At 71.5% G+C, this 25,496-nt stretch carries 25 protein-coding genes and 1 pseudogene; 11 read left to right on the top strand and 15 right to left on the bottom strand.

Features of this window, described 5'->3' with window-relative positions; all coding sequences use genetic code 11:
- Positions 1-39 precede the first annotated feature (39 nt).
- Positions 40-1,185: a tRNA dihydrouridine synthase DusB gene (gene dusB / locus ABD346_RS23380; RefSeq protein WP_344377392.1), complete on the bottom strand. Its 1,146-nt coding sequence runs from the start codon at positions 1,183-1,185 to the stop codon at positions 40-42.
- A gap of 101 nt (positions 1,186-1,286) precedes the next feature.
- Between dusB and ABD346_RS23375 the strand changes: the two genes are divergently transcribed.
- A complete protein-coding gene (locus ABD346_RS23375; protein WP_344377390.1) occupies positions 1,287-2,747 on the top strand; it encodes an MFS transporter in 1,461 nt (486 codons plus the stop codon).
- Here the strand turns inward: ABD346_RS23375 and ABD346_RS23370 are convergent.
- Entirely contained in the window at positions 2,720-3,595 is an 876-nt protein-coding gene (locus tag ABD346_RS23370) for an MmyB family transcriptional regulator (protein WP_344377389.1), read from the bottom strand. The genes ABD346_RS23375 and ABD346_RS23370 overlap by 28 nt on opposite strands.
- A 111-nt stretch (positions 3,596-3,706) precedes the next feature.
- On the opposite strand from ABD346_RS23370, the gene ABD346_RS23365 reads away from it, so the two are divergent.
- Positions 3,707-5,161 (top strand): MFS transporter, encoded by a 1,455-nt coding sequence (locus tag ABD346_RS23365; RefSeq protein WP_344377388.1) that lies wholly within the window; start codon positions 3,707-3,709, stop codon positions 5,159-5,161.
- Between the two features lie 94 nt (positions 5,162-5,255).
- On the opposite strand, the gene ABD346_RS23360 is transcribed toward ABD346_RS23365, so the two are convergent.
- On the bottom strand, positions 5,256-5,444 hold the full coding sequence (locus ABD346_RS23360) for a DUF6243 family protein (RefSeq protein WP_344377387.1): 189 nt from the start codon (positions 5,442-5,444) through the stop codon (positions 5,256-5,258).
- 174 nt (positions 5,445-5,618) lie between these two features.
- Between ABD346_RS23360 and ABD346_RS23355 the strand changes: the two genes are divergently transcribed.
- On the top strand, positions 5,619-6,635 hold the full coding sequence (locus tag ABD346_RS23355) for an aldo/keto reductase (protein ID WP_344377385.1): 1,017 nt from the start codon (positions 5,619-5,621) through the stop codon (positions 6,633-6,635).
- Positions 6,636-6,736: 101 nt separating this feature from the next.
- Entirely contained in the window at positions 6,737-7,336 is a 600-nt protein-coding gene (locus ABD346_RS23350; protein ID WP_344377384.1) for a TetR/AcrR family transcriptional regulator, read from the top strand.
- A gap of 13 nt (positions 7,337-7,349) precedes the next feature.
- Here ABD346_RS23350 and ABD346_RS23345 read toward each other — a convergent pair whose 3' ends face one another.
- The 4 genes from ABD346_RS23345 to ABD346_RS23330 all read right to left on the bottom strand — a co-directional run bounded on the left by ABD346_RS23345 (position 7,350) and on the right by ABD346_RS23330 (position 10,401).
- Positions 7,350-7,562: a hypothetical protein gene (locus ABD346_RS23345; protein ID WP_344377383.1), complete on the bottom strand. Its 213-nt coding sequence runs from the start codon at positions 7,560-7,562 to the stop codon at positions 7,350-7,352.
- Positions 7,563-7,673: 111 nt separating this feature from the next.
- Complete coding sequence (locus ABD346_RS23340) at positions 7,674-8,516, bottom strand: DUF4097 family beta strand repeat-containing protein (RefSeq protein WP_344377381.1); 843 nt, start codon at positions 8,514-8,516, stop codon at positions 7,674-7,676.
- Positions 8,513-9,166 (bottom strand): response regulator, encoded by a 654-nt coding sequence (locus ABD346_RS23335; RefSeq protein ID WP_344377380.1) that lies wholly within the window; start codon positions 9,164-9,166, stop codon positions 8,513-8,515. The genes ABD346_RS23340 and ABD346_RS23335 overlap by 4 nt, the downstream gene beginning before the upstream one ends.
- Positions 9,154-10,401 (bottom strand): sensor histidine kinase, encoded by a 1,248-nt coding sequence (locus tag ABD346_RS23330; protein WP_344377377.1) that lies wholly within the window; start codon positions 10,399-10,401, stop codon positions 9,154-9,156. The genes ABD346_RS23335 and ABD346_RS23330 overlap by 13 nt, the downstream gene beginning before the upstream one ends.
- Before the next feature lie 177 nt (positions 10,402-10,578).
- On the opposite strand from ABD346_RS23330, the gene ABD346_RS23325 reads away from it, so the two are divergent.
- The gene (locus tag ABD346_RS23325; protein ID WP_344377376.1) at positions 10,579-11,010 is read left to right on the top strand and encodes an LPXTG cell wall anchor domain-containing protein; all 432 of its coding nucleotides are present in this window, start codon (positions 10,579-10,581) and stop codon (positions 11,008-11,010) included.
- A gap of 96 nt (positions 11,011-11,106) precedes the next feature.
- Here the strand turns inward: ABD346_RS23325 and ABD346_RS23320 are convergent, their stop codons facing one another.
- Positions 11,107-12,489, bottom strand: a complete 1,383-nt coding sequence (locus tag ABD346_RS23320; RefSeq protein WP_344377374.1) for a glycine--tRNA ligase — start codon at positions 12,487-12,489, stop codon at positions 11,107-11,109.
- 178 nt (positions 12,490-12,667) lie between these two features.
- Here ABD346_RS23320 and ABD346_RS23315 point away from each other — a divergent pair, with 178 nt between their 5' ends.
- Genes ABD346_RS23315 through ABD346_RS23300 form a run of 4 tightly spaced genes read left to right on the top strand, consistent with a single transcriptional unit; the run spans position 12,668 to position 15,856 of the window.
- Positions 12,668-13,660: a metal ABC transporter substrate-binding protein gene (locus ABD346_RS23315; RefSeq protein WP_344377373.1), complete on the top strand. Its 993-nt coding sequence runs from the start codon at positions 12,668-12,670 to the stop codon at positions 13,658-13,660.
- Between the two features lie 17 nt (positions 13,661-13,677).
- Positions 13,678-14,451 carry a metal ABC transporter ATP-binding protein gene (locus tag ABD346_RS23310; RefSeq protein ID WP_344377371.1) on the top strand — a complete coding sequence of 258 codons (774 nt, stop codon included), beginning with the start codon at positions 13,678-13,680 and terminating at the stop codon, positions 14,449-14,451.
- A 5-nt stretch (positions 14,452-14,456) separates the two neighbouring features.
- Positions 14,457-15,359, top strand: a complete 903-nt coding sequence (locus ABD346_RS23305) for a metal ABC transporter permease (RefSeq protein WP_344377688.1) — start codon at positions 14,457-14,459, stop codon at positions 15,357-15,359.
- A gap of 59 nt (positions 15,360-15,418) precedes the next feature.
- A complete protein-coding gene (locus ABD346_RS23300) occupies positions 15,419-15,856 on the top strand; it encodes a Fur family transcriptional regulator (protein ID WP_344377370.1) in 438 nt (145 codons plus the stop codon).
- Between the two features lie 381 nt (positions 15,857-16,237).
- Here the strand turns inward: ABD346_RS23300 and ABD346_RS23295 are convergent, their stop codons facing one another.
- From ABD346_RS23295 to recO, 3 genes and pseudogenes are all read right to left on the bottom strand, one after another.
- A complete protein-coding gene (locus ABD346_RS23295) occupies positions 16,238-16,975 on the bottom strand; it encodes a helix-turn-helix transcriptional regulator (RefSeq protein ID WP_344377368.1) in 738 nt (245 codons plus the stop codon).
- Positions 16,976-16,977: 2 nt separating this feature from the next.
- Entirely contained in the window at positions 16,978-17,826 is an 849-nt protein-coding gene (locus ABD346_RS23290; RefSeq protein ID WP_344377365.1) for an isoprenyl transferase, read from the bottom strand.
- Positions 17,827-17,848: 22 nt separating this feature from the next.
- A pseudogene (gene recO / locus ABD346_RS23285) lies at positions 17,849-18,636 on the bottom strand (DNA repair protein RecO).
- Between the two features lie 501 nt (positions 18,637-19,137).
- Between recO and ABD346_RS23280 the strand changes: the two are divergent.
- Positions 19,138-19,845: a hypothetical protein gene (locus ABD346_RS23280; RefSeq protein WP_344377364.1), complete on the top strand. Its 708-nt coding sequence runs from the start codon at positions 19,138-19,140 to the stop codon at positions 19,843-19,845.
- Between the two features lie 58 nt (positions 19,846-19,903).
- Here ABD346_RS23280 and ABD346_RS23275 read toward each other — a convergent pair whose 3' ends face one another.
- The 4 genes from ABD346_RS23275 to ABD346_RS23260 form a co-directional block, all read right to left on the bottom strand.
- Positions 19,904-20,596: a response regulator gene (locus ABD346_RS23275; protein WP_344377363.1), complete on the bottom strand. Its 693-nt coding sequence runs from the start codon at positions 20,594-20,596 to the stop codon at positions 19,904-19,906.
- Between the two features lie 94 nt (positions 20,597-20,690).
- Positions 20,691-21,863, bottom strand: a complete 1,173-nt coding sequence (locus ABD346_RS23270) for a sensor histidine kinase (RefSeq protein WP_344377362.1) — start codon at positions 21,861-21,863, stop codon at positions 20,691-20,693.
- Between the two features lie 25 nt (positions 21,864-21,888).
- A complete protein-coding gene (locus ABD346_RS23265; protein ID WP_381226703.1) occupies positions 21,889-24,081 on the bottom strand; it encodes an MMPL family transporter in 2,193 nt (730 codons plus the stop codon).
- 183 nt (positions 24,082-24,264) lie between these two features.
- The gene (locus ABD346_RS23260) at positions 24,265-24,486 is read right to left on the bottom strand and encodes a hypothetical protein (protein WP_344377359.1); all 222 of its coding nucleotides are present in this window, start codon (positions 24,484-24,486) and stop codon (positions 24,265-24,267) included.
- A 546-nt stretch (positions 24,487-25,032) separates the two neighbouring features.
- On the opposite strand from ABD346_RS23260, the gene ABD346_RS23255 reads away from it, so the two are divergent.
- Complete coding sequence (locus ABD346_RS23255; RefSeq protein WP_344377358.1) at positions 25,033-25,494, top strand: hypothetical protein; 462 nt, start codon at positions 25,033-25,035, stop codon at positions 25,492-25,494.
- Positions 25,495-25,496: the final 2 nt, after the last annotated feature.

Genomic DNA, 25,496 nt, shown 5'->3' with positions numbered 1-25,496 from the left:
CTCCTGAGACCGTTCCGCGCCGATCCGGACCGGCCCGGATCAGCCGCCGGAGGTGTCCAGCTCGGCTTCCATGCTGATGCCGGAGCAGTCGTACGGGTCCTTCAGCCAGCCGTCCGGCAGGACGACCCGGTTGTTTCCGGACGTTCTGCCGCGCGGGCCGTCGGCGCCGACCGGCCACGACTGGTCCAGGTCCAGCTCGCTCAACTGAGCGCCCAGTTCGGCCAGGGAGGACGTGACGGCCAGGCTCTTGCGCATCTCCGAACCGACCGCGAATCCCTTGAGGTACCAGGCGACGTGCTTGCGGAAGTCGATCACACCGCGCGTCTCGTCGCCGATCCACTCGCCGAGCAGCGTCGCGTGCCGCAGCATCACCTCGGAGACCGTGCGCAGCGTGGGGCGCGCGAAGGAGTCCGTGCCCTCGAACGCGGCCACGAGGTCGCCGAAGAGCCAGGGCCGCCCCAGGCACCCGCGGCCGACGACGACACCGTCGCAGCCGGTCTCCTTGACCATGCGCAGGGCGTCCTCGGCGGACCAGATGTCGCCGTTGCCGAGCACCGGGATCTCGGGGACGTGCTCCTTGAGGCGGGCGATGGCGTCCCAGTCGGCGGTGCCGCCGTAGTGCTGGGCGGCGGTGCGGCCGTGCAGGGCGATCGCGGTGACGCCCTCCTCCACGGCGATCCGGCCGGCGTCGAGGAAGGTGATGTGGTCGTCGTCGATGCCCTTGCGCATCTTCATGGTGACCGGCAGGTCTCCGGCGCCTGTGACGGCCTCGTGCAGGATCGCGCGCAGCAGCGGCCGCTTGTAGGGGAGGGCCGAGCCGCCGCCCTTGCGGGTCACCTTGGGGACCGGGCAGCCGAAGTTGAGGTCGATGTGGTCGGCGAGGTTCTCGTCCACGATCATGCGGACGGCCTTGCCGACGGTGACCGGGTCCACTCCGTAGAGCTGGATCGAGCGCGGGGTCTCGGTCTCGTCGAAGTGGATGAGCTGCATGGTCTTCTCATTGCGCTCGACCAGCGCCCGCGTCGTGATCATCTCGCTGACGAACAGGCCCTTGCCGCCGGAGAACTCGCGGCACAGGGTGCGGAACGGAGCGTTGGTGATGCCGGCCATGGGCGCGAGCACCACGGGCGGCTGCACGGTGTGGGGGCCGATGGAGAGCGTGGTCATCTGTTTATTGTCGCGCATGCGCCGAGCAGGCTTCTCGGGCCTGTGGACAACCGCCTGTGGACAACCGAGGTGCCGGAAGCCGGATGTTATGGCCATTAGTTAGGCGTACTATCGAAGCCATGTCCGAGCCGAACCACCGCCGACGGATGCTCATCCTGGCGATCTGCTGCATGAGCCTGCTGATCGTCAGCCTCGACAACACCGTCCTCAACGTCGCCCTCCCCTCCCTGCAGAAGGACTTCCACGCCGGCGTCTCCGGCCTGCAGTGGACGATCGACGCGTACACGCTGGTCCTCGCCTCGCTGCTGATGCTGGCAGGCTCGACCGCCGACCGCATCGGCCGCCGCAAGGTCTTCAAGGCGGGCCTGGTCGTGTTCACGATCGGCTCGGTGCTCTGCTCCCTCGCTCCCAACCTGGAATCCCTGGTGGCCTTCCGGATGGTGCAGGCGGTCGGCGGCTCGATGCTCAACCCGGTCGCGATGTCGATCATCACGAACACCTTCACCGACCCGCGTGAACGCGCCCGCGCGATAGGCGTCTGGGGCGGGGTCGTCGGCATATCGATGGCCGCGGGCCCGATCATCGGCGGTGTGCTCGTCGAGTCGGTCGGCTGGCGCTCGATCTTCTGGCTCAACCTGCCGGTCGGCCTGCTCGCCCTCTTCCTGACCTGGCGCTACATCTCCGAGTCGCGCGCGCCCAAGCCGCGCCGCCCGGACCCCGTCGGCCAGCTCCTGGTCGTCGCACTGCTCGGTTCACTGACGTACGCGATCATCGAGGTGCCCAGCGCCGGATGGGACTCGCCGGAGATCCTGGTCTTCGTCGCGATGGCCGTCGCCGCGCTCGCGGCCCTCCTGGTGTACGAGCCCCGGCGCGTCGAACCCCTCATCGACCTGCGGTTCTTCCGCAGCGCCCCGTTCAGCGGCGCCACCGTCATCGCGGTCTCGGCGTTCGCCGCGCTCGGCGGGTTCCTCTTCCTCAACACCCTGTACCTGCAGAACGCGCGCGGTCTGAGCCCGCTGGACGCCGGGCTCTACATGCTGCCCATGGCCGCGCTCACCTTCGTCTGCGCGCCCCTGTCGGGACGCCTCGTCGGCAGCCGGGGGCCGCGTCTGTCCCTGCTGGTCGCCGGGGTCGCGATGGCCGCGAGCGGGCTGCTGTTCGCGGTGTTCGACGCCGAGCGGACCACGGCCCTGCTGTTCACCGGGTACGTCCTGTTCGGGCTCGGCTTCGGCATGGTGAACGCGCCGATCACCAACACCGCGGTCTCCGGGATGCCCCGCTCCCAGGCGGGCGTGGCCGCCGCGGTCGCCTCCACCAGCCGCCAGATCGGCCAGACGCTGGGCGTGGCCGTGATCGGAGCCGTGCTTGCGGGCGGCATGGCGGGCGTCGCCTCCGGTGCGTACGCCGACAGCTTCCCCGGGGCCGCCCGGCCCGCCTGGTGGATCATCACGGGCTGCGGTCTGAGCGTGCTGTGCGTGGGGCTCGCGACCAGCGGGCGGTGGGCGCGCGCATCGGCGCTGCGGACCGCGGAGCGTCTGGAGGCTCCGTCCGTTCAGGCCCCGGCGGACGCCAACGCCTGACCGGCGTCCGCCAGTTCCTCAAGGCGCTCCAGGCGCTGACGGGTTTCGTCGTCCGTCGGCACGTACATCACCACGCGCGGGCCCGCCGAGGGCCCGAGCCACAGGTTGGTGTGCTCGACGGACAGCAGGCCGACGTGGGCGTTGCGCAGGTACTTGGTCTTGCCGCCCTGGTTGACCACCTCGTGCCGCGCCCACACCTCGCGGAACTCCTCCGATGCGCCCTGGAGGCGGGCGAGCAGCGCCTTCCAGGCCGGCTCGGTGAGGTGCTCGGCCATCGAGGCGCGGAACTTGGCGGCCATCACCCGGTTCACCTCGGCCACATCGACCACCGAGGCCCGCCAGTCGGGGTCGGTGAAGGCCAGCCACAGGCAGTTGCGGTCCTCGGGCGCTCGCGCGTCGAGGTCGCAGAGCAGCCGGCCGTAGGTGCTGTTGTAGGCGAGGATGTCGTACCGGCTGTTCTGGATGCAGGCCGGGATGGGACCCAGCTGGTCGAGCATCGCCTGCAGCGCGGGGGTCACGTTCGGGCACGCCGCGTTCGGCGCCGGGTCGAGGGCGCCGGCCAGCGAGAACAGGTGGCTGCGCTCACTGGGGTCGAGCAGCAGGGCGCGCGCGAGAGCGTCCAGGACCTGCGGGGAGACCTGGATGTCGCGGGCCTGCTCCAGCCAGGTGTACCAGGTGACACCGACAGCGGAGAGCTGGGCGACCTCCTCGCGGCGCAGCCCCGGGGTGCGCCGGCGGCGGCCGGGCGGCAGCCCCACCTGCTCGGGGGTGATGCGCTCGCGGCGGCTGCGCAGGAATTCGGCCAGCTCGTGACGGCGGACATCGCTCGCCGGGGCCACAGTGCTCATAGCCTCAGGGTGCCGCACCCGGCGATGCTTGTCAGCCGGTTGCCAGGTAGTCCTTGTACCAGGATAAGGAGACTCTGGTACCAGGCTCAGCGGAAGAGGACCGTCTTCCCCGTGAGTGAAACAACGGTACGGACGACCTCCAACCCTTCCCCCTCCACCCTTACTGTCCCGGTCACCCGGCACGGGGCTGTCATCGGGCCGCTCGGGCTGTTCACGGTACTGCTCGGCGCGGCTCTGCCCATGATCGACTTCTTCATCGTCAATGTCGCCCTGCCGTCCATGGACAGCGAACTCGCCGCGGGCCCGGCCCTGCTGGAACTCGTCGTCGCCGGATACGGCGTCGCCTACGCCGTCCTGCTCGTGCTCGGCGGGCGGCTCGGCGACATGGCCGGCCGGCGCCGGCTCTTCCTGACCGGCATGGCCGCCTTCGGCCTCACCTCGCTCGCCTGCGGCCTCGCGCCGACCGCCTGGACGCTGGTCGGCGCACGGGTGGCACAGGGTGCCGCGGCCGCGCTGATGATGCCGCAGGTCCTGGCCACCATCCAGGCCACCACCCAGGGCGCGCGCCGCGCCAAGGCGATGAGCCTGTACGGAGCGACCGCCGGACTCTCCATGGTGGCCGGGCAGATCCTCGGCGGCGTCCTGGTCGCGGCCGACGTCGCCGGGTCCGGCTGGCGCTCGGTGTTCCTGGTGAACGTGCCGGTCGTCCTGCTCGGCCTGCTCCTCACGGCCCGCACGATGCCGGAGACCCGCTCGGACCGGCCGACCACGATCGACGTGGCGGGCACGCTCCTCCTCGCGCTGTCCCTGATCTCGCTGCTGCTCCCCCTGACCGAGGGCCGGGCCGCGGGCTGGCCGCTGTGGACCTGGGTCTCGCTCGGCGTCTTCCCGTTCGCCGCCGTCGCGTTCTTCCTGGTGGAGCGGCGCGCGGACCGGCTCGGCCGGACGCCCCTCGTACCGCCGAGCCTGCTGGAGACGATCTCGCTGCGGCGCGGTCTGGCGATGGTGGTGCCGTTCTCGATCGGCTTCAGCGGCTTCATGTTCGTGGTCGCGGTGGTCCTCCAGCAGGGGCTGCGGATGGGTCCGGTCGCGGCCGGTCTCGCCCTCGTCCCGATGGCGCTCGCCTTCTTCGCCGCCTCGCTCGCCGGGCCCCGGCTCATCGGCCGCTTCGGCACCCGGGTGGTGACCGCGGGCGGAGTGATCCAGGCGGTGGGCATCGCCGTGCTCGTCCTGACCGTACGCAACGGCTGGTCGGGCCTCAGCGTTGTCGAACTCGCCCCGGGTGTGGCTGTCGCCGGACTCGGCCAGGGCCTGCAGCTCCCGGTCCTCATCCGCCTGATGCTCTCCGACATACCGGCCGACCGGGCCGGGGTGGGCAGCGGTGTGGTGGTCACCACCCAGCAGTCCTCGATCGCCCTCGGCGTCGCGGTCCTGGGCAGCCTCTTCCTCGCTCTGGCGCCTTCGCTCGGCATGCGTGACGCGCTCGTCGTCACCCTTCTCGTCCAGCTCGGCCTGATCGTCCTGACGACACTGCTGAGCCTGCGCCTGCCGCGCGCCATGCGGTGAGCCGTGAGAGCCGCGACGGCGCGGGGCCCGGAACGTGTCACACGTTCCGGGCCCCGCGGCGTACTGATGTTCCGGATGCCCCGGATTCCTCGGGTCAGCTCTCGCTCGACTCCGCAGTCGCGGGGTTGGCGCGCTCACGCATCTTGCGCAGCAACTCCTCCTTCTTGTCCACGGCCGCCTTCCGGTCGGCCGCGCTCCCTTGGACGGAGCCCTGGTCTCCGTTGCGGGACACCTTCTTTCGCTGTCCACCGACACCGAGCAGGTTGTTACGACTCTTAGCCATGAGGGCGACGGTACCTGGGTCCTGGGGGTGGGCCGTACCAGTTTTCGGCGCGGGGGTCCCGCACGACGGATCGCGGATCGGATCACGACTGACACATGACAGCTGACAGATATTGAAATCTGTCAGCTGTCATGTCATGGTGGACGCACACCCCACCACGAAGGAGCCCCCCTCATGCGAACCCGCACCCTCGGCACCACCGGCCCCCGGACCTCCGCGCTCGGCCTCGGCTGCATGGGCATGTCGGCGCTGTACGGAGACGCCGACCGGGACGAGTCGATCGCCACCATCCACGCTGCGCTCGACGCCGGCGTCACGCTTCTGGACACCGGCGACTTCTACGCCATGGGCCACAACGAGATGCTGATCGGCGAGGCGCTGCGTTCGGCCCCCGCCGCGGCCCGCGCGCAGGCCCTGACCAGCGTGAAGTTCGGCGCGCTCCGCGACCCGGACGGCGCCTGGTTCGGGTACGACGGGCGGCCCGCCGCCGTCAAGACGTTCGCCGCCTACTCGCTGCAGCGCCTCGGCGTGGACCACATCGACATCTACCGGATCGCCCGGGTCGACGAGAACGTGCCGATCGAGGAGACCGTCGGCGCCATCGCCGAGCTGGTCCAGGCCGGACACGTACGGCACATCGGGCTTTCCGAGGTCGGTGCGGCCACCCTGCGCCGGGCCGCCGCCGTGGCCCCGATCTCCGACCTCCAGATCGAGTACTCGCTCATCTCGCGCGGCATCGAGGAGGAGATCCTGCCGGCCGCGCGCGAGCTGGGCATCGGCGTCACCGCGTACGGGGTGCTCTCGCGCGGTCTGATCAGCGGGCACTTCTCGCGCGACCGGCAGCTGTCCGCGGGCGACTTCCGGGGCATGAGCCCGCGCTTCCAGGGCGAGAACCTCCAGCACAATCTGGACCTCGTCGAGGCGCTGCGGAAGATCGCCGAGCAGAAGGGCGTCTCGGTCGCCCAGACCGCGATCGCCTGGGTCCTCGCGCAGGGCCCCCGGCACGACGTGGACATCGTGCCGCTGGTCGGCGCGCGGCGCCGGGACCGGCTCGCCGAGGCGCTCGGCGCGCTGGACGTGGACCTGACCGCGGCCGACCTCGCCGCGATCGAGGCGGCGATCCCGGTCGACGCGGCCGCGGGCGACCGCTACCCGCAGGCGCAGATGGCCCACCTGGACAGTGAGCACTGAGCCCGGGCGCGGCCCCGCGCCCGGGCCCGTGACCTGTGGACAAGTCCGTGACCGGGGTTGTCCACAGGCCGGCCGGGCCCTTCCGAGCGGCAGGTAACGTCATGGCCATGAGTACGGAACCACTGACCGCCGAGCGCATCCTCGTCGCGACCGAGGAGGTGCTGCGCCGGTACGGCCCGGCGAAGGCGACGGTCGTCGATGTCGCGCGCCAGCTCGGGGTGAGCCACGGCAGCGTATACCGCCACTTCCGTACGAAGGCCGCGTTGCGCGAGGCGGTCACCGAGCGGTGGCTGAACCGTTCGACGGACCTGTTGCGGGGCATCGCGGCCCGCCAGGACCTGGAGTCGGGCGTCGTGCTGAGGCTCTGGCTGAGCGAGCTGTTCCAGGCCAAGATGCACAAGGCGGGCGACGACCCGGAGCTGTTCCAGACGTACGAGGTGCTGCTCCGGGAGAACAGCAGCGTCGTCGAGGAGCACATCGCGGAGCTGGTGGGCCAGCTCACCACGATCATCCGATTCGGTCTGGAGCGGGGGGAGTTCACGGTCCCCTACGAGTCGCCGGCCGTCTCGGCACGGGCGGTGTTCGATGCGACGGGCCGCTTCCACGACCCGGTGTACGCGGCGGAGTGGTCGCGCCGGTCCATCGTGGACGACTTCGGGGCCGTGGTGGATCTGCTGTTGCAGGGGCTGAGGAAGCGCTAGGGGGCCGGGCGTCTCAGCCCGTCGGCGCCGTCGGGTCGACCGTTGCCTGGTGGGCCGCGGTCAGGTGTTCCTCGGCCTTGAGCCAGGGCAGGAACTGGGCGCCCTTGCGCCAGCCGCAGGTCTCGCAGGTCAGCGAGCGCTGCACGCCGGCCCGTTCGACCCGTACGACGTGGCGTCTGCCGTGCTGGTCCCATCTGCTGACCGTGCTGGTCGTCGTGGCGGGCATCCGTGGCTCCTTGGCCTTCGCTTCGCGGTGCGGGCGGGGCCAGTGTGCCCCATGGACAACATCAACAGCAGGATTCCCACGGTGAATTGGTGGCGGCACGAGCCCCTCGGGTCAGGAGCCCGGGTAGCCGACCGTGACCGAGCCGGAGCCGCTGGAGACGTCGAGGATCCGGCCGGAGTTGTTGTCGACCAGTTCCTTCTGGATGCTGCGGCTACCCGATCCCGACCCTCCCGTGACCCGGTAGCGTTCGCCGTCCGGCACGGTGACCGAGGCGCTGCCCGATCCGGTCCAGACCTTGACCCGTTGCGGCGCGGCGGCGAATTGGGCGTCCACGGAGCCGGAGCCGGACGTCAAGTCGGCCTCGGGCGAGGAGAGTTGGGAGGCCTGGATCTCGCCGGAGCCGACGTCGGCCCGGACCGTGCCCTTGAGCCCGTACAGCTTCATGCTTCCCGAACCGCCCTGGAGGTCGACCGGGCCGGTCAGATCGCGGACCTTGACCGGGCCGGAGCCGCTCTTCACCTTGAGGCGGATCCCGGCGGGGACGGTCAGCTTGAGGTCGACCTGGCAGTTCTGGAGGAATTCGTCCACGAAGCCGTCGCAGTGGGTGTGCACCTTGAGAGTGTCCCCGTCCCAGGTCTGCTCGATCTTCGGCCGTTTCATCGCCCAGGTGAGCTCCCCGCCCATCGTCACCTGTCCGGCGGCGCCGGTCGTGACGGTGATCTGGGCGGCTCCGGCGTCCACTTCGACGGCCGAGACGGCGTGGGGTCGGCCGTTGTCGGGGCTCTCGTACCGGGCGGTGGTGCTGACGGCGTCGGCCATGAGCGAGATGGTGAAGGGGGCGACGACGCCCAGGGCGCCGATGACCGCGACGGCGATCCACGCGGTGCGGTGGCGGGGGCGTTCCTGCGGGGCCCGCGCCGTCTTCGGCGCCTCGCGCTGCCCGGTGGCGCTCACGCCGGTCCGCCGTCCAGGAACCGCAGGACCGCGAGGACCCGGCGGTGGTCGCCGTCGGCTATGGGCAGGTCGAGCTTGGCGAAGATGTTGTTGATGTGTTTGGCCACCGCGCTCTCGCTGACGACGAGTTCGGCGGCGATGCCCGCGTTGGACCGGCCTTCCGCCATGAGCGCGAGGACCTCGCGTTCGCGCGGGGTGAGCCGTTCCAGCGGGTCGGGTCCGCCGCGGCGAAGGAGCAGCTGGGCGACGACCTGCGGGTCGAGCGCGGTGCCGCCGGCGGCGACGCGCTTGAGGGCGTCGACGAATTCCTCGACGTCGGCGACCCGCTGCTTGAGGAGGTAGCCGATGCCGCCGGTCTGGGTGGCGAGCAGGTCGGCCGCGTACCGCTCCTCGACGTACTGCGAGAGCAGCAGCACGGCGGTGTCCGGCCATTGCTGACGGATCATGAGGGCGGCGCGTACGCCCTCGTCGGTGAAGCCGGGCGGCATCCGGACGTCGACGAGTGCCAGGTCCGGCCGGTGCTCCTCGACGGCCCGCAGCAGGCTCTCGGCGTCCCCGGTCTCGGCGGCGACCTCGAATCCGGCCATTTCCAGGACCTTGACGAGTCCTATCCGCAACAGCACCGAATCCTCGGCGATCACAGCCCGCACGGCAGCTCCACAGTGATGACGGTCGGGCCCCCGTGGGGGCTGTTGATCCTGATGGTTCCGTCGACCGACCCTACGCGTTTGCGCAGGCCGAGAAGACCGGTGCCGCCCGCCGGGTCGGCGCCGCCCACGCCGTTGTCGCTGACGATGATCGTCAGGAGCCGGTCGCGGCGGCGGACGTGGACGGAACAGCGGGTGGCCCGCGCGTGCTTGGCGACGTTGGCAAGGGTTTCGGAGACGACGAAGTAGGCGACGGCCTCGACCGTGGGCGAGGGGCGTTCGGCGAGGTCCACGGCGAGTTCGACGGGGAAGGGGGCACGGGCGGCGATGCCGGAGATCGCGGCGTCCAGGCCGCGGTCCTCCAGGACGGCCGGGTGCAGGCCCCGTACGAGGTTGCTGAGTTCTTCGATGGCTTCCTTCGCCTCGCGGTGGGCCTCGTCGATGACGGCCCGCGCTTCGGGCGGCAGGTCGGTGAGGCTGGCGCGGGCGATGCCGAGGTTCATGGCGAGGGAGACGAGGCGCTGTTGGGCGCCGTCGTGCAGGTCGCGTTCGATGCGGCGGCGCTCCAGGTCGGCGGCGTCGAGGATGCCGGCGCGGCTCTCGGCGAGGTCCTCGACGCGGCGTTCCAGTTCCTTGGCCCGGCTGGGGCCGAGCAGGACGGCCGCCGCGCGGCTGTCGAGTACGGCGACGAGGGCGGCGCACCAGGGCATGGCGATGAGCAGGAGGACGCCGAGGACGGTGAAGGCGACGTAGTCCCCGGTCCAGCCGGTGGGCCGGGAGCTCAGGGGCAGCGCCCACACCCAGGAGTAGATGAACGCGAAGGCGGCCCCCGTGGCCCAGCCGAGCACGACCAGGGCGCCGCCGACCGCGGCGAGCGGGGAGACGACCAGGTGGTAGCCGTACTGCCGCCAGGTCGATTCGGCGCGCAGCCGCGGGATCAGCCCGCCCCAGCGGTACCAGGGGCGCGCCCAGGGGATCTTCGGGATGTCGAGGCCGGTGAGCGACCAGAAGCGGCTGCGCTGGAGCCGGGTGAGCAGCGGGTTCAGGAGCAGCACGAAGGCCAGCGTCTTGAAGAGGTGCTTGGGGCTGGAGAACGTGTACGCGAGCCCGAGCACCACGGGCACCGCGACCGGTACGGACGCCGCCACGAGGGCGGTGTTGCGCCAGGCCCACGCCGACCACGGCGCGTGCGCGGCGGTCCAGTCGTACGCGCGCCGCAGCGGGCCGGGAGTTGCCATGGACACAGCGTAGTTGGGCTGGTCACGGGCCTGCCATCACGCTGCTGCCCGGTCGGGGGTATAGCCAGCACCACCCCCGGTTCGGACAGCCGCGTTACTGACCGGAGCCGTCCGGAAGGCGAGTCTTGTTGCTGTGCTCGGGCGGAGGGACCGCCGGGCCGGAAGGAGCCCGCCGCCATGACTCTCGTCGCCCCTCAGATCCGTACGAGCCGTAAGCCCCGTACCGTCGTGGGCACTTCGGGAGTCCTGCGCCGTCGGCCGCGCCTGGCGACCGTCCTGACCGGGGCCGGGATAGCGCTGGTGCCGTGGATGGTGGTGCTCGCCAAGACGCTGCCGCAGACGACGGAGGTCTCCAACTGGTCGACGGCGTGGATCGGCCTGGACGCCCTGCTCGCGGCGGGCCTGACCGGCACGGGAGTCCTGATGAGGCGCAAGGACCCCCGGGCCTCCCAGCTCGCCGCGGCGACGGCGGCGCTGCTCGTGATGGACGCGTGGTTCGACGTGACGACAGCGTCCCCCGGCGACCTCCCCACGGCCCTGACCCTGGCCCTGGCGGCGGAGCTGCCGATGGCGGTGGCGTGCGGGGTGGTGGCGCTGCGCAAGCAGTGACTCCCGTGCTGCGCAAGGAAAAGCCCCGGGCTCCAACTGGAACCCGGGGCTTGTTCATGCGGGTCTGGGGGCAGAGCCCCCAGGGGTGATCCCCCTTTAGCAGCCCAGCAGCCTGCTGCCGAGGTACTGCTGGATCTGGTCCAGGGAGACCCGCTCCTGGGCCATGGTGTCCCGCTCGCGAACGGTGACCGCGTTGTCGTCGAGCGTGTCGAAGTCGACGGTCACACAGAACGGCGTACCGATCTCGTCCTGGCGACGGTAACGGCGGCCGATGGCGCCCGCGTCGTCGAACTCGATGTTCCAGTTCTGCCGCAGGTCCGCCGCGAGGCCCTTGGCCTTCGGGGAGAGCTGCGGGTTGCGGGACAGCGGCAGGACGGCGACCTTGACCGGAGCCAGGCGCGGGTCCAGGCGCATCACGGCGCGCTTCTCCATGACGCCCTTGGCGTTGGGCGCCTCGTCCTCGCTGTAGGCGTCGAGCAGGAACGCCAGCATCGCGCGGCCGACACCGGCCGCGGGCTCGATGACGTACGGCGTCCAGCGCTCGCCGGCCTCCTGGTCGAAGTAGGAGAGGTCGTGGCCGGAGGCCTTGGAGTGCGCGGAGAGGTCGTAGTCGGTGCGGTTGGCCACGCCTTCGAGCTCGCCCCACTCGCTGCCGCCGAAGCTGAAGCGGTACTCGATGTCCGCGGTGCGCTTGGAGTAGTGCGAGAGCTTCTCGGCGGGGTGCTCGTACCAGCGCATGTTCTCTTCACGCATGCCGAGGCCCGTGTACCAGTTCCAGCGCTGCTCCATCCAGTATTCCTGCCACTGCTCGTCCTCGCCGGGCTTGACGAAGAACTCCATCTCCATCTGCTCGAACTCTCGGGTGCGGAAGATGAAGTTGCCCGGCGTGATCTCGTTGCGGAAGGACTTGCCCATCTGCGCGATGCCGAACGGCGGCTTCTTGCGGGAAGTCTGCTGGACCTGGCCGAAGTTGGTGAAGATGCCCTGGGCGGTCTCGGGGCGCAGGTAGGCGACCGAGCCGGTGTCCTGGGTCGGGCCGAGGTGGGTGGAGAGCAGGCCCGAGAAGCTCTTGGGCTCGGTGAAGGTGCCCTTGTTGCCGCAGTTGGGGCAGTTGAGGTCGGCGAGGCCGTTCGCGGGGGCCTTGCCGTGCTTCTCCTCGTACGCCTCTTCCAGGTGGTCCGCGCGGAAGCGCTTGTGGCAGGAGGTGCACTCGGTGAGCGGGTCGGTGAAGGTCGCGACGTGACCGGAGGCCTCCCAGACCTCGGAGGCCAGGATCACCGACGAGTCGATGCCGACGACGTCCTCGCGCGAGGTGACCATGTAGCGCCACCACTGGCGCTTCAGGTTCTCCTTCAGCTCGACACCCAGCGGCCCGTAGTCCCAGGCGGCACGCTGACCACCGTAGATCTCGCTGCACGGGTAGACGAAGCCACGGCGCTTGCTCAGGTTGACGATGGTGTCGATCTTGTCGGCGGCCACGGTGCTCTCTTCATTAACGACGACGACGAACGGGGGAACAGCGAATGCCCCAGATTAGCGGCGGCCGCACCCCCTCTATCAAATCGGTTACCGCGCGGGGCCCGTGCACGACCCCTCACCAAGAGCCGTCGGACGCAATTATTGACAACCGTTTCCATCTTTGTTGAAAATGGATGTCATGAACGTACGACGCCTCATACCCACGGCCGCCCTGTCCTGCGCCGCCCTCCTCGGTCTCACGGCCCTCACCGCCTGTGGGTCGGGCTCGGCCGCGGCGGACAGGAAGGGCGGCCGCCTGGACGTGGTGGCGTCGTTCTACCCGCTGCAGTTCCTGACCGAGCAGATAGGCGGCGACCACGTCTCGGTCACCGGCCTGACGAAGCCGGGCGTGGAGCCGCACGACCTGGAGATCAGCGCCAAGCAGACCGCGAAGCTCAACGACGCCGACGCGGTCGTCTACCTCAAGGGCCTGCAGCCCGCCGTGGACGAGGCCGTCCAGCAGGCCGACGTCAAGACCAAGGTCGACGCCTCGACGCTCACCACGATGGAGAAGCACGGCAACGAGGTGGGCGGGCACGCCGCCGCGCACGACCACACGGCGGCCGGCGAGGAGGACCACGCCGGCCACGGCCACAGCCACTCCGAGAGCGGCGACGACCCGCACATCTGGCTGGACCCGGTGAAGTACGCCGAGGTCGCCAAGGGCGTCGGCGCGGCCCTGGCGAAGGCCGACCCGGCCCACGCGGCGGACTACACGAAGAACACCGACGCCCTGGTGGCGAAGCTCGACGGCCTCGACAAGGAGTACGCGGCCGCCCTCAGGAACACCAGGGCGAAGGTCTTCATCACCACCCACGCCGCCTTCGGCTACCTCGCCGAGCGCTACGGGCTGACCGAGGAGGCCATCAACGGCCTCGACCCCGACTCCGAGCCGAGCCCGGCCCGGATCAAGGACCTCCAGAAGATGGCGAAGGCCGACGGGGTCACGACCGTCTTCTACGAGACGCTGGTCAGCGACAAGACCGCCAAGACCCTGGCGTCGGACGCCTCGCTCAGGACTGATGTACTCGACCCTCTTGAGGGCATCACCGACAAGTCGAAGGGCACCGACTACTTCTCGGTGATGCGGTCCAACCTGACCGCCCTGACGACGGCGCTCGGCACCAAGTGACCATCCGTCCATCCGCTTTGGAGGCACCTGCTGTGGAGCCCGTCATATCGCTCACCAAGGTGACGGCCGAGCTCGGCTCGCGCCCCGTGCTGCGCGGCATCGACCTGGCCGTGCACCGCGGCGAGGTCGTCGCGCTGCTCGGCGCGAACGGCTCGGGCAAGTCCACCGCGATCCGGACGATCATCGGGCAGGTGCCGCTCAGCGGCGGCTCGGTCGAGATCTTCGGCACCCCGCGCCGGCGCTTCCGTGACTGGGGGCGGGTCGGCTACGTCCCGCAGCGCACGACCGCGGCGGGCGGGGTGCCCGCCACGATCCGCGAGGTCGTCTCCTCGGGGCGCCTGTCGCGCACCCGCTTCGGGATCCTGCGCAGGGCCGACCGCGAGGCCGTCGACCGGGCGATCGCCGCGGTGGGCCTCGCCGACCGGGCGAAGGACTCCGTGGACGCCCTCTCCGGCGGCCAGCACCAGCGCGTGCTCATAGCCCGGGCCCTGGCGGCCGACCCGGAACTCCTGATCATGGACGAGCCGATGGCGGGCGTCGACATCGAGAGCCAGGAAATCCTGGCGGCGACCCTGCGCGAACAGGTCTCCGCGGGCGCCTCGGTCCTCCTCGTCCTGCACGAACTCGGGCCCCTGGAGCCGCTGATCGACCGGGCGGTGGTGCTGCGCGACGGGTGCGTCGTGCACGACGGCCCGCCGCCCAGGGCCGTCGGCCAGCACGCACTGCCCGGCCACGACCACGTACATCCGCACACGGCCGCCGAGCCGGTACGCACGGGACTGCTGACCTGACCATGATGGAAATCCTGAACTCCCCGTTCATGCAGCGGGCGTTGATCGCCGCGGTACTCGTCGGGATCACCGCGCCCGCCGTCGGGATCTACCTGGTCCAGCGCCGCCAGGCGCTGATGGGCGACGGCATCGGCCATGTGGCGATGACCGGCGTGGGCCTCGGCTTCCTCCTCTCCACCTCCCCGGTGTGGATGGCGACCCTGGTCTCCGTCCTCGGCGCCGTCACGATGGAACTGATCCGCTGGTACGGCAAGACGCGCGGCGACATCGCGCTCGCGATGCTGTTCTACGGCGGCATGGCGGGCGGCGTGCTCTTCATCAACCTCGCGCCGGGCGGCTCGACGGCCAACCTGAACTCCTACCTCTTCGGCTCCCTGTCGACGGTCTCCCCGTCCGACGTCTGGGCGATCGGCCTCCTGGCGGCGTTCGTCCTGGCCGTGACCGTGGGCCTGCGCCGCCAGCTCTTCGCGGTCAGCCAGGACGAGGAGTTCGCACGTGTGACGGGTCTGCCGGTACGCGCCCTGAACCTCCTGACAGCGGTGACGGCAGCGGTAACAGTGACGGTGGCCATGCGCGTGGTCGGCCTCCTCCTCGTCTCGGCCCTGATGGTGGTGCCGGTGGCGGCCGCGCAGCAGCTGTCCCGCAGCTTCGCCCTGACCTTCGCGATCGCGGTGGCGATCGGGGTGACGGTGACGCTGAGCGGCACGGTGGTGACGTACTACGAGGATGTGCCGCCGGGGGCGGTCATCGTCCTGTTCACGATCGCGATCTTCATCGTCCTGACGGGACTTGCGACGCCGCTGGCCAAGCGGCGGGCCCGGGCCGGGACGGCCGCACCGGCCGAGGGCGAGTGCGGGCTCGACGTGCCCGCCGCGGCAAAGCCTCAGGCCGGCGAGGTCACGGCCTGAGCGGGAGCTGGCACAATGGCCCAAGGAGAGTTTGTACGGGTCAAGGCTTGGAGGCACCTGTGACGACAGCGCCACTCGGCGGGTCGAATACCGCCCCCGTACGAGGCCGGTCGACCCGGCAGCGTGCCGCGGTGGCGGCGGCGCTGGACGAGGTGGACGAGTTCCGCAGCGCACAGGAACTGCACGACATGCTCAAGCACCGGGGTGACTCGGTGGGCCTGACCACCGTCTACCGCACGCTGCAGTCCCTCGCGGACGCGGGCGAGGTGGATGTGCTGCGCACCAGCGACGGGGAGTCGGTGTACCGGCGCTGCTCTTCGGGCGACCACCACCATCACCTGGTGTGCCGGGTGTGCGGGAAGGCCGTGGAGGTGGAGGGGCCGGCGGTCGAGAAGTGGGCGGAGTCGATCGCGGCGGCGCACGGGTATGTGAACGTGGCCCACACGGTAGAGATCTTCGGCACGTGTGAGGCGTGCGCGAGCCCGGGGAACTCGTAGGGAGCCTCCCCCTCCAACCCCCCTCGGGGCTCCGCCCCGCCCCTGACCCCCCTTTCGACCGCGGACCGTGGACGGCTGGTCGCGCAGTTCCCCGCGCCCCTGCCAGGGTGCGGTGCGGGCTCCCCCGGGCTGCACCCCGAACCCCGACACCTTCAGCCCGCGGACCGTGCGTGGTTGCTCGCGCAGTTCCCCGCGCCCCCAGCTGAGTTGCCCTTGGCAGGGTGCCCATGCAGGCATTCCCAGCCCGTCATGGGGGTACCCCCTGGCCCTTGAGGCCTTGGGGGAGTTTGAGGACGAGCGCCCTCAAGGCGCGATACGGGGTCTGGGGCGGAGCCCCAGGTACGACCACCGGGCCGCAGCCGAACGACGCCCCCGGAGGGTCTAGGGAAGGGGCGGGGTGGGGAGGCCCTCCCCCGCCAGCGAGCTCAGCGACACCGGGCTTCCCGCCCGCCCCGCCAGCTCCCCGTCCAGCAGGGACAACGGCCGCGGCACGCACCCCTCGTCCAACCGCTCCGCCGCCCGGATCCGGTCGAGGCGGAACCCCCGCCCGGCCCCCCGGAGCCGGCACCAGCCCACCAGGTACCAGCCGCCCTCCGCACACAGCAGCCCACCCGGCTCGACCAGCCGGGACGACTCGCACCCCGCCGCATCCGCGTAGCGAATCCGCAGCAACTTCCGCTCCAGAACGCCGAGTTCGACGGTCCGCAGCACCCCCGCCGAGGTCCGCCCCGGCAGCACGTGGATGCGCGAGGCCAGATCCCGTACCGAGGACGCCGCATCCGCGGACAGCGCCGCCGCCAGCTTGCGCATGGCGCCCGGCGCGCCCGAGGAGAACGGCGTCGAGGACTCCGCCCCGGCCGGCGCCGCGGCCACCGCGAGGGCCTCCTCGCTGGTGAGGTTGACCGGCGGCAGCGTCATCGCGGGGTCGATGAACCAGCCCCCGCGACGCCCCGCCTCGCAGCGCACCGGCGTCCCCGACGCCATCAGCGCCTGGAGGTCGCGCTGCACCGTGCGGGCCGACACCTCGAAGCGCGTCGCGAGCCAGCCCACCGTGCGCGGCCGGGGCGCGATCGCGCGGAGCTCCTCGACCAGGGCGTACAGCCGTTCCGTACGGTTCACCGTCACTGCCGGGGCAGGTCGCCGCTCTTGTCGAGCGCGGCCAGCGCCTCGTTGGGGACGGCCCCGCCGAAGCGGCGGTCGCGGGAGGCGAACTCCAGGCAGGCCCGCCACAGGTCGCGCCGGTCGAAGTCGGGCCACAGCACGTCCTGGAACACCATCTCGGCGTAACTGGACTGCCAGATCAGGTAGTTGGAGGTGCGCTGCTCGCCACTGGGGCGCAGGAACAGGTCGACGTCCGGCATGTCGGGGTAGTACAGGTACTTGGCGAAGGTCTTCTCGTTGACCTTCGACGGGTCGAGCTTGCCGGCGGCGACGTCGCGCGCGATGGCCTGCGCGGCGTCGGCGACCTCGGCCCGCCCGCCGTAGTTGACGCAGAAGTACAGCGTCATGGCGTCGTTGTCGACGGTCTGCTCCTGGGCGACCTGGAGCTCCTGGACGACGGACTTCCACATCTTGGGCATGCGGCCGACCCAGCGGATGCGGATGCCGAGCTCGTTCATCTCGTCGCGGCGGCGCCGGATGACGTCGCGGTTGAAGTTCATCAGGAAGCGGACCTCTTCGGGCGAGCGCTTCCAGTTCTCGGTCGAGAAGGCGTACAGGGAGAGGTTCTTGACGCCCATCTCCAGGCAGCCCTTGAGGACGTCCAGGACGACGCCCTCGCCGACCTTGTGGCCCTCGGTGCGGGGCAGGCCGCGCTCCTTGGCCCAGCGGCCGTTGCCGTCCATGACGCAGGCGACGTGGTTGGGCACCAGCTCCGCCGGGATCTTCGGCGGCACCGCGCCCGAGGGGTGCGGCTCGGGGGTCTTGTAATCGCGCCGCGACCGCCCGCCCAGGATTCCGCGTACTGCCATGTGGAGCTCTCTCCCTAGATGCTCAGTTCTTCTCTACGTACCGCAGGGAGCGCAGGCCGCGCTCCAAGTGCCAGTGCAGATAGGCCGATACGAGCCCGCTGCCCTCCCGCACATGCCTCGGCTCGCTCGCGTCCGCCGTCTCCCAGTCCCCCGTGAGCAGCGCGCTGAGCAGTCCGATGGCCTCCGCAGAGGGTACGACGCTGCCGGGTACGCGGCAGTCACCGCATATGACGCCGCCGCCCGCGACGGAGAAGAACCGGTTGGGGCCGTGCATGCCGCATTTCGCGCAATCCTCGAAACTCGGGGCGTATCCGTTCACGGCGAGCGAGCGCAGCAGGAAGGCGTCCAGGATGAGGTGCGGGGCGTGCTCGCCGCGGGCGAGCGTGCGCAGCCCGCCGACCAGGAGCAGGTACTGCTGCACGGCCGGCTCGCCCTCGTTGTCGGTGAACCGTTCCGCCGTCTCCAGCATGGCGGTGCCGGCGGTGTACCGGGCGTAGTCGGTGACGATGCCGCCACCGTACGGAGCGATGGTTTCACTCTGGGTGCACAAGGGGAGTCCGCGGCCGACGAGTTCGCTGCCGCGCGCGAAGAACTGCACGTCGACGTGGCTGAACGGTTCGAGCCGTGCCCCGAACTTGGACTTGGTCCGCCGCACCCCGCGGGCCACGGCCCGCACCCNTTGGTCCGCCGCACCCCGCGGGCCACGGCCCGCACCCGGCCGTGGTTGCGGGTGAGCAGCGTGATGATGCGGTCGGCTTCCCCGAGCTTCTGGGTGCGCAGCACGATGCCGTCATCACGGAACAGACTCATGTGGCCATTGTCCTGCACGGGGCGAGTCCCCCACCCCGCCCCTTCCCGCTGTGACATCCTGCGGCTCCGCCGCGTGGCCTCCGGGGGGTGAAGGACCCTGGGGCTCCGCCCCGGACCCCGTTCGCGCCTGAAGGGCGCTCGTCCTCAAACTCCCCCAAGGCCTTAAGGGCCAGGGGGTACCCCCATGACGGGCTGAAGACGCCGATGCCGGCCAGGATGGATGCTGCCAGGGGCGCGGGGAACTGCGCGACCGGCCACCCACGGCCCGCAGGGGCAGGGTCGCCGGGGTCGCCTGCGGAGGAACCGCGACCCCGTCCGGGCGACGTGGCACGGATCACCCCGGGTGCGCTCTCCCCAGGCCCCTCAAGCGGTCCGGGCGCGCCGGGATGCCCGGACCCGGTCCGGTTCACGGTGTTTGCACAGGGCGATGGGGCACCATTGCGCCAGCAGGGGGCTCTTCTCCTGTGACCTGAGTTCTTCCTCCCACCCGAACGGACCGGAATGCCGCTGCCCACGACCGCTCGCCGTGCCCGCACGGCGGTCTGCGCGTTCGCCGTGCTGGCGCTCGCGGGGTGTTCGGCGGGCGAGGGCGTGCGGGACGACGGGCCGGCGGCCACGTCGTCCGCTTCGGTGACCGCCTCCCCGCTGTGGCCCGACCACACCGCCGCCGCGGCGCCCGCCAAGCCCGGTCAGGGTTTCCACGCGCGCGGGCCCGTGCCGGGGGTCACGGTGCCGGACGGGGATCTCGCGCGGGTCGACGGCGTACGGCTCCTCGCCGCCGATCCGGCGACCGACCGTGCGGTGCAGAGCGGCCTCAAGGAGTGCCCCGACGGCTCGTCCTGCCGGCTGCGGGCGCCCGCGTACGCCGATCTCACCGGTGACGGGAAGCGCGAACTCGTGCTCGCCTACGACGACTTGGGCCGCACCATCCTCTGGGTCTACACCGCGGTGGGCGAGCAGGCCCACGCCGTCCTCGAATACGCCGGGCGGCCCGGTACGAGCGCCGCCACGCTCGGCACCGATCTCGTCGTCACCGAGCCCGCGGGCGGCCGCAACCGCGAGTCCGACACCACCCTGCGCTGGAACGGCAGCGAGCTCGCCCCGCTCCCGGCCGCCTCCGACCCCGCCAAGGGCGCCTCCAAGACCCGGCCCGCCGAGGACTCCCTGATCAAGCCGGCCGACGGGACCGACGGGCCGGGCCAGGGCTGAGCCCCGGTCCAGGCCTACGGGACCGACCGACCCCGGGCAGGGCCGAGCCCCGCCGGCCTCACCCGCCCGGCACCACAAGCCCCGACTCGTACGCCAGGATCACCAGCTGGGCCCGGTCCCGTACCCCGGATTTCCCCATGATCCGGCTGACATGGGTCTTCGCGGTCAGCGGGCTCAGGGCCAGCGCGTCCGCGATCTCCGTGTTGTTGAGGCCCCGGGCGACCAGCGTCAGGACCTCGCGTTCCCGGGAGGAGAGGGCGGTCAGGGCGCCGGGGCCGTTGCCTGCCGCCGGGCGGGGTGCTCGCAGCACCCGGGCTATCAGGCTCGCCGTCGGTCCCGGCGAGAGCAGCGCGTCGCCGGCCGCCACCGTGCGGATGGCGTCCAGGAGTTCGGCGGGGCGGGTGTCCTTCACCAGGAAGCCGGAGGCGCCTGCCCGCAGCGCCTCCAGGACGTTCTCGTCGGTGTCGTACGTCGTCAGGACCAGCACCTTCACCCCGGCGAGGTCCTCGGATGCGGCGATCAGGCGGGTCGCCTCGATGCCGTCCGTGCCCGGCATCCGCAGGTCCATGACGACCACGTCGGCCCGCGCCGAGTGGGCGAGGCCGACGGCTTCCGCTCCGGTGCCCGCCTGGCCGACGACGGTCATGTCGGGGGCCGACTCGACGAGCATCGCGAAGGCCGACCGGACCAGGGTCTGGTCGTCGGCGAGCACCACCCGGATGCTGCCGCCGTCCGGCACAGCAGCTGTCATGCGGTTGCCTCCAAGGAACGCGGCAGTACGAGGGGAGGGTTCGGCGCGGCCCGCAAAGCCCGGAAGGTGCGGAAGGCCGGGAAGTCCTGGACGCTCACGCGGTGGCCTTCAACGGGCGTGCCGCCAGCGGAAGGTCCGCCGTCACCCGGAAGCCGCCGCCCGCGCGCGGGCCCGCCTCCAGGGTGCCGCCCACGCTGCGGGCCCGCTCCTGCATTCCTACGATTCCGAAGCCGGAGCCCTCGGCGGCGCCGCCCCGGCCGTCGTCGGTGACGGTGACGCGGAGCAGTGCGCCCGCCGCCTCGACGCGGACCCGGGCGGTGGCGTCGGGGCCCGCGTGCCGTACCGCGTTGGTCAGCGACTCCTGGACGATGCGGTAGGCCGCTGCGCCCACGGCGGGCGGCACGTGCACGCCGTCGGCCTCCACGGTCAGCTCGGCCTGCGCGCTGCGGGCCAGGTCGGCGAGCCCGTCGAGGTCGGGCAGCGGCCCGTGCTCGTCGGCGCGCAGCACGGTCAGGGTGGTGCGCAGTTCGGCGCGGGCCTCGCGGCAGGTGTCGGCGATGGAGTCGAGGGCGGCCGCCACCGCCGCCCGGTCGAGCCGCTCGGGGGACGCGGTCAGGACGTGCGCGGCGACCGAGGTGCGCACGCCGATCAGGGTGATGCTGTGGGCGAGCAGGTCGTGCAGGTCGCGGGCGATGCGCAGGCGTTCCTCGGTGAGTTTGCGCTCGGTCTCGCGGGCGGCGACGGCCCGCTGTTCGGCGACGTAGGCACGGGAGTTGCGCAGGGCGACCCCGAAGACGAGGGCGGCCACCAGCCAGCCGGAGGTGCGGAACACGTCGAAGGCCCGGTGGACCCCGTTGAACGACATGCCGGTGACGGCCATGCCCACGACGCAGACGCCGGCGGTCACGGTCCGGCGGACCGTGCCGGTCACGGCGACCGTGTACAGCGCGGTCATCGCGATCGGCATGGCCCCCATGTGGGCGTTGTCGAGCAGTTGGTACGGGGCGATGCAGGCCACGACCACCGCGAGGGCCGCGACCGGGTGGCTGCGTCGCCCGGTCAGGGCGAGCGCGGCCCCCGCGAGCAGGGCCCAGCCGAGGGCGTCGGGCCGCAGCGCGGTGTCGGCGTAGGCGATGGCCGCGCCCAGCAGCCCGGCCCCGGCGGCGAGCGCCGTGTCGGCCCGCAGCGGGTGCGCGCTGTCGCCGGGTTCGCGGTGCAGCAGCGCCGTCACCCGCTCCCCGAGGCTCGGGCCCGTCAGTGTGTTCACGTCAGCCACCCTGCCATCCTCGTCCTCACCGCGGGCCGCCGACCAGTGCCGAGGACGGTCCGGCGGCCGGTTGCGGGGTGTGGGAGAGGCTGCCCGGCCACCAGACCCTGCGGGCGAGCAGCAGGTTGGCGCTGGTCACCAGGTAGGTGCGCACCAGGAAGGTGTCCAGGAGCACCCCGACCGCGATGATCGTGCCCATTTCGACGAACATCACGAGCGGCAGCGAGGCGAGCACCGCGAACGTGGCGGCGAGCACCGTGCCCGCCGAGGCGATCACGCCGCCGGTGGTGCGCAGGGCGGTCAGCGCGGCCTCACGCGGCCCGGCTCCGCGCAGGGTCTCCTCGCGGGTGCGGTGCATGAGGAAGATGCCGTAGTCGACGCCGAGGGCGACCAGGAACACGAAGGTCAGCAGGGGAAGGCCGGGGTCGAGGCCGGAGAAGCCGAGGACCGGCCCGAAGACCAGGCCGCCGATGCCCATGGCCGCTCCCCACACCGCGACGACGGCGGCGACGAGCAGCAGCGGGGCGACGAGGCTGCGCAGGAGCAGGGCGAGGACGAGCAGGACGGAGGCGAGGACGAGGGGGATGACGATCAGCCGGTCGTGGGAGTTGGTGTCGGCGAGGTCGAGGGCCTGGGCGCTGGCTCCGCCGACGTGCGCGCCGGTGAGGTGGGCTCGCAGCCGTCCGATGGTGGCGCTCTCGTCCGCCGATTCGGGGGCGGCCTTCGCGGTGACGGCGATCTCGGTCCAGCCGCCGCCGCTGCGGCCCCGTTCGGCGCTCGCGACGCCTTCGACGGACCGGGCGGCGGCGAGCGTGCGGTCCGCCTGGCCGGTCGGGGTCATGACCTCGATGGGCCGGCTGCTGCGGTCCGGGAAGGCGGTGGCGAGCGTGCCCATGGCGAGGGTCGACTCGGGCTTGGTGGTGTAGCTGTCCTCCTGCTTGAGCGCGCCGGGCAGGTGGAACGCGCCGAGCGCGAGGGCGCCGAGGAGGACAACTCCCGTGAGCAGTACGGCAGTCGGCCGCTTGCCCGCCGAGCTGCCCATCGCGGCGAACAGGTCGCGGCGGCGCCGCCTGGGTTCGCTTCCGTACGCCGGGATCAGCGGCCAGAACACCCGCCGTCCGAGCAGGACCAGGATGGCGGGCAGCAGGGTGAGCATCGCGGCGAGCGCGCACAGCACCCCGATCGCGCCGACCGGGCCGAGCCCCCTGATGTTGTTGAGGTCGGCGGCGAGCAGGCAGACCAGACCGGCCACGACCGTGCCGGACGAGGCGAGCAGGGCGGGCCCGCAACCGCGCAGGGCGGCGCGCATCGCGTCGTACGGGAGGGGGTTGCGGCGCAGTTCGTCGCGGTAGCGGGCGACGAGGAGGAGCGCGTAGTCGGTGCCCGCGCCGAAGACGAGGACGGTCATGATGCCGGCGCTCTGGCTGGTCACCGTGATCCCGGACCAGGTGGCGAGGCCGTACACGGCGGCCCGGGCGCAGACCGCGCCCGCGCCGACGACGACCAGCGGCACCAGCCACAGCACGGGGCTGCGGTAGGTGAGGACGAGGAGCAGCGCGACCACCAGGCCGGTGGCCAGCATCAGCGTCCCGTCGAGGGAGCCGAACACGCCGCGCGCGTCGACCGCGAGGGCGCCGTCCCCGCCGACCCGGACGGTCATGCCGTCGGTGTCGGCGGCGCGGGCGCGTACGTCGTCGACGAAGGCCTTCTTCGCGTCGTCGTCCTTGGCGGGTGCGGCCGTGGACACCGCGTACATGAGGGTGGCGCCGTCCTTGGACGTCACGCCGGGGCCGTGCTGGACGGCCGCGAAGTCCTTGGGGTCGTCGGCCGCGGCAAGCTCGGCGGGCGACTTGGCGGCTTCGGTGCCGGGCGGGACGGTGATCTCGGCGAGCTGCTCCGCGGCGGCGTTCCGGTCGGCGGCCGTGAGACCGCCGTCGCGGTGGTAGACGAGCACGAGGCTGGTGATCTCGCCGCCGGGCAGCTTGTCCTGGAGCTTGGCGACCTGGGTGGAGTCGGCGCCGGCCGGCAGATAGTCGGCGGTCTGGTCGCGCTGTACGTCCCCGAGCCTGCCCGCGAACGACCCGGCGACGGCGAGCACGATCACCCACAGGGCGAGCACGCCCCAGGGAACTGCCCGCCGTTTCCGGGCAGTTGATCCCCCGGTCGGCACCGATCCCACTGATACCGACCTCGTTGGTGCTGATCTCGTCGACCCCATGGCGGGTCCCCCTCCGGCTGGCATCCGGAAGACCCTCGTGGCCTGCCCGGTGTTTCCAGCGTCGGGCCCGCGGGGGGCTCTTTCGTCACGCCGACGACCGAGATCATCCGTACTTCCGGGGGCGTCCGGGCCGCCTCCGTTACTCCCCCGGGAGTAATGCGGCCCCTGACCGGCAGGCGTGGCTCACGGCACCTCGCCCCGGCTGCGCGCGTTCGCGTACGCCGTGGCCGCTCTGAGCCGCTCCGTGGTGGTCGCGGCCCGGGCGGCCTCCGGCAGGCAGTCCCACTCGCGCCCGCCGCCGAACGGCCGCAGTTGGAGGTAGGGCCCCTCGCGCCCCATCACCTGGCCCAGTCTTCCGCTCCCGGTGTCGACGACGTACGAACCCACGGGCGGGACTGCGGTCATGGGTTTCCCTCCGGCAGTACGGAACTTGGGTCCACGGGCAGTATCGGGTGCCGGGCGGCCCCGGCCGCTCCATGATCCCAGTTTTTCGTTCGGTCACCACATCGGATCGAGCAGGAGCAATCGCCGCATAATTCCGGACCGGGCGCGCACATCCTGCAATTCACCCGCGACCGATTCCGCCACCGCGTTTTCTTCCGTTACGGAGATGCGGCACGGGAGGTGGAGAGCAGGCCGGAGCCGGGCAGGGAGCCACGGACGGGCTCACGTCCCGCTGTCCGGATATCCGTTGACCCACCGGCGATTTCGAACAGGAAATTCGCAAGCAGTAAGGGGATGTTTCCGCTGGGGATCGGCCGCGCAGCTCGTAAAGAGAGGTTTCTTCGCGCGAATGTTCAGGATGTTCCGGATACCCGACAATGCATTGCCGTACGGGGATTGGCGCGCTGTCGTGTGCCGCCCTCGGGCGGTGTCCGGGCATCCGGGGGCATGATCTACGGTCTTGTGCGGGACCAGTACCGATCAGCACGACAACGGGGACGTACGCACATGCGCAAGACAGCCACCCTCGCCATCACCCTGCTCGCGGCGGCCGCGCTGCTCACCGGGTGCGGGAGCGAGAAGAAGGACGGGGGCGCGGCCAAGGCGGGCGACGCGAAGCCGAGCGCCTCGGCGGGCGGCAGCGCGAAGGGCTCGGCGCCGGACCGCAAGGGCGCGCCGCACCAGGTCGTCTTCGAGGTGGGCGGCACGGGCAGGTCGCAGGTGATGTGGATCGGCAACACCAACCACTTCGAGCAGGTGACGCTGCCCTGGACGAAGACCGAGACCGTGACGCTGGAGGACGCGGAGCTCGACGTCGGCGTCACGGTGTCGGTGGTGCCGGGCTCCGTGAAGCGCGCGGACGGCATGCTTCAGGCCGCGCCCTGCACCATCAAGGTCGACGGCAAGCAGGTCGCGGACAACCAGAACGGCGCCTCGGACAAGATCTGCGAGTACAAGATCAAGAATTAGCT

Source organism: Streptomyces mauvecolor (assembly GCF_039532965.1).
Taxonomy (GTDB): domain Bacteria; phylum Actinomycetota; class Actinomycetes; order Streptomycetales; family Streptomycetaceae; genus Streptomyces; species Streptomyces violascens.
Note: the sequence above shows the minus strand (reverse complement) of the source record. Positions and strands in the feature narration are given on the sequence as shown.

Coding starts and splice junctions, on each gene's coding strand:
- ABD346_RS23370 (WP_344377389.1), bottom strand. CDS start 3,595: ATGAGCACTGTGGCCCCGGCGAGCGATGTCCGCCGTCACGAGCTGGCC.
- ABD346_RS23345 (WP_344377383.1), bottom strand. CDS start 7,562: ATGCCCGCCACGACGACCAGCACGGTCAGCAGATGGGACCAGCACGGC.
- ABD346_RS23325 (WP_344377376.1), top strand. CDS start 10,579: ATGACTCTCGTCGCCCCTCAGATCCGTACGAGCCGTAAGCCCCGTACC.
- ABD346_RS23265 (WP_381226703.1), bottom strand. CDS start 24,081: ATGGGGTCGACGAGATCAGCACCAACGAGGTCGGTATCAGTGGGATCG.
- ABD346_RS23275 (WP_344377363.1), bottom strand. CDS start 20,596: ATGACAGCTGCTGTGCCGGACGGCGGCAGCATCCGGGTGGTGCTCGCC.
- ABD346_RS23305 (WP_344377688.1), top strand. CDS start 14,457: ATGGAAATCCTGAACTCCCCGTTCATGCAGCGGGCGTTGATCGCCGCG.
- ABD346_RS23355 (WP_344377385.1), top strand. CDS start 5,619: ATGCGAACCCGCACCCTCGGCACCACCGGCCCCCGGACCTCCGCGCTC.
- ABD346_RS23375 (WP_344377390.1), top strand. CDS start 1,287: ATGTCCGAGCCGAACCACCGCCGACGGATGCTCATCCTGGCGATCTGC.
- ABD346_RS23280 (WP_344377364.1), top strand. CDS start 19,138: ATGCCGCTGCCCACGACCGCTCGCCGTGCCCGCACGGCGGTCTGCGCG.
- ABD346_RS23290 (WP_344377365.1), bottom strand. CDS start 17,826: ATGGCAGTACGCGGAATCCTGGGCGGGCGGTCGCGGCGCGATTACAAG.
- ABD346_RS23260 (WP_344377359.1), bottom strand. CDS start 24,486: ATGACCGCAGTCCCGCCCGTGGGTTCGTACGTCGTCGACACCGGGAGC.
- ABD346_RS23350 (WP_344377384.1), top strand. CDS start 6,737: ATGGCCATGAGTACGGAACCACTGACCGCCGAGCGCATCCTCGTCGCG.
- ABD346_RS23360 (WP_344377387.1), bottom strand. CDS start 5,444: ATGGCTAAGAGTCGTAACAACCTGCTCGGTGTCGGTGGACAGCGAAAG.
- ABD346_RS23330 (WP_344377377.1), bottom strand. CDS start 10,401: ATGGCAACTCCCGGCCCGCTGCGGCGCGCGTACGACTGGACCGCCGCG.
- ABD346_RS23255 (WP_344377358.1), top strand. CDS start 25,033: ATGCGCAAGACAGCCACCCTCGCCATCACCCTGCTCGCGGCGGCCGCG.
- dusB (WP_344377392.1), bottom strand. CDS start 1,185: ATGCGCGACAATAAACAGATGACCACGCTCTCCATCGGCCCCCACACC.
- ABD346_RS23315 (WP_344377373.1), top strand. CDS start 12,668: ATGAACGTACGACGCCTCATACCCACGGCCGCCCTGTCCTGCGCCGCC.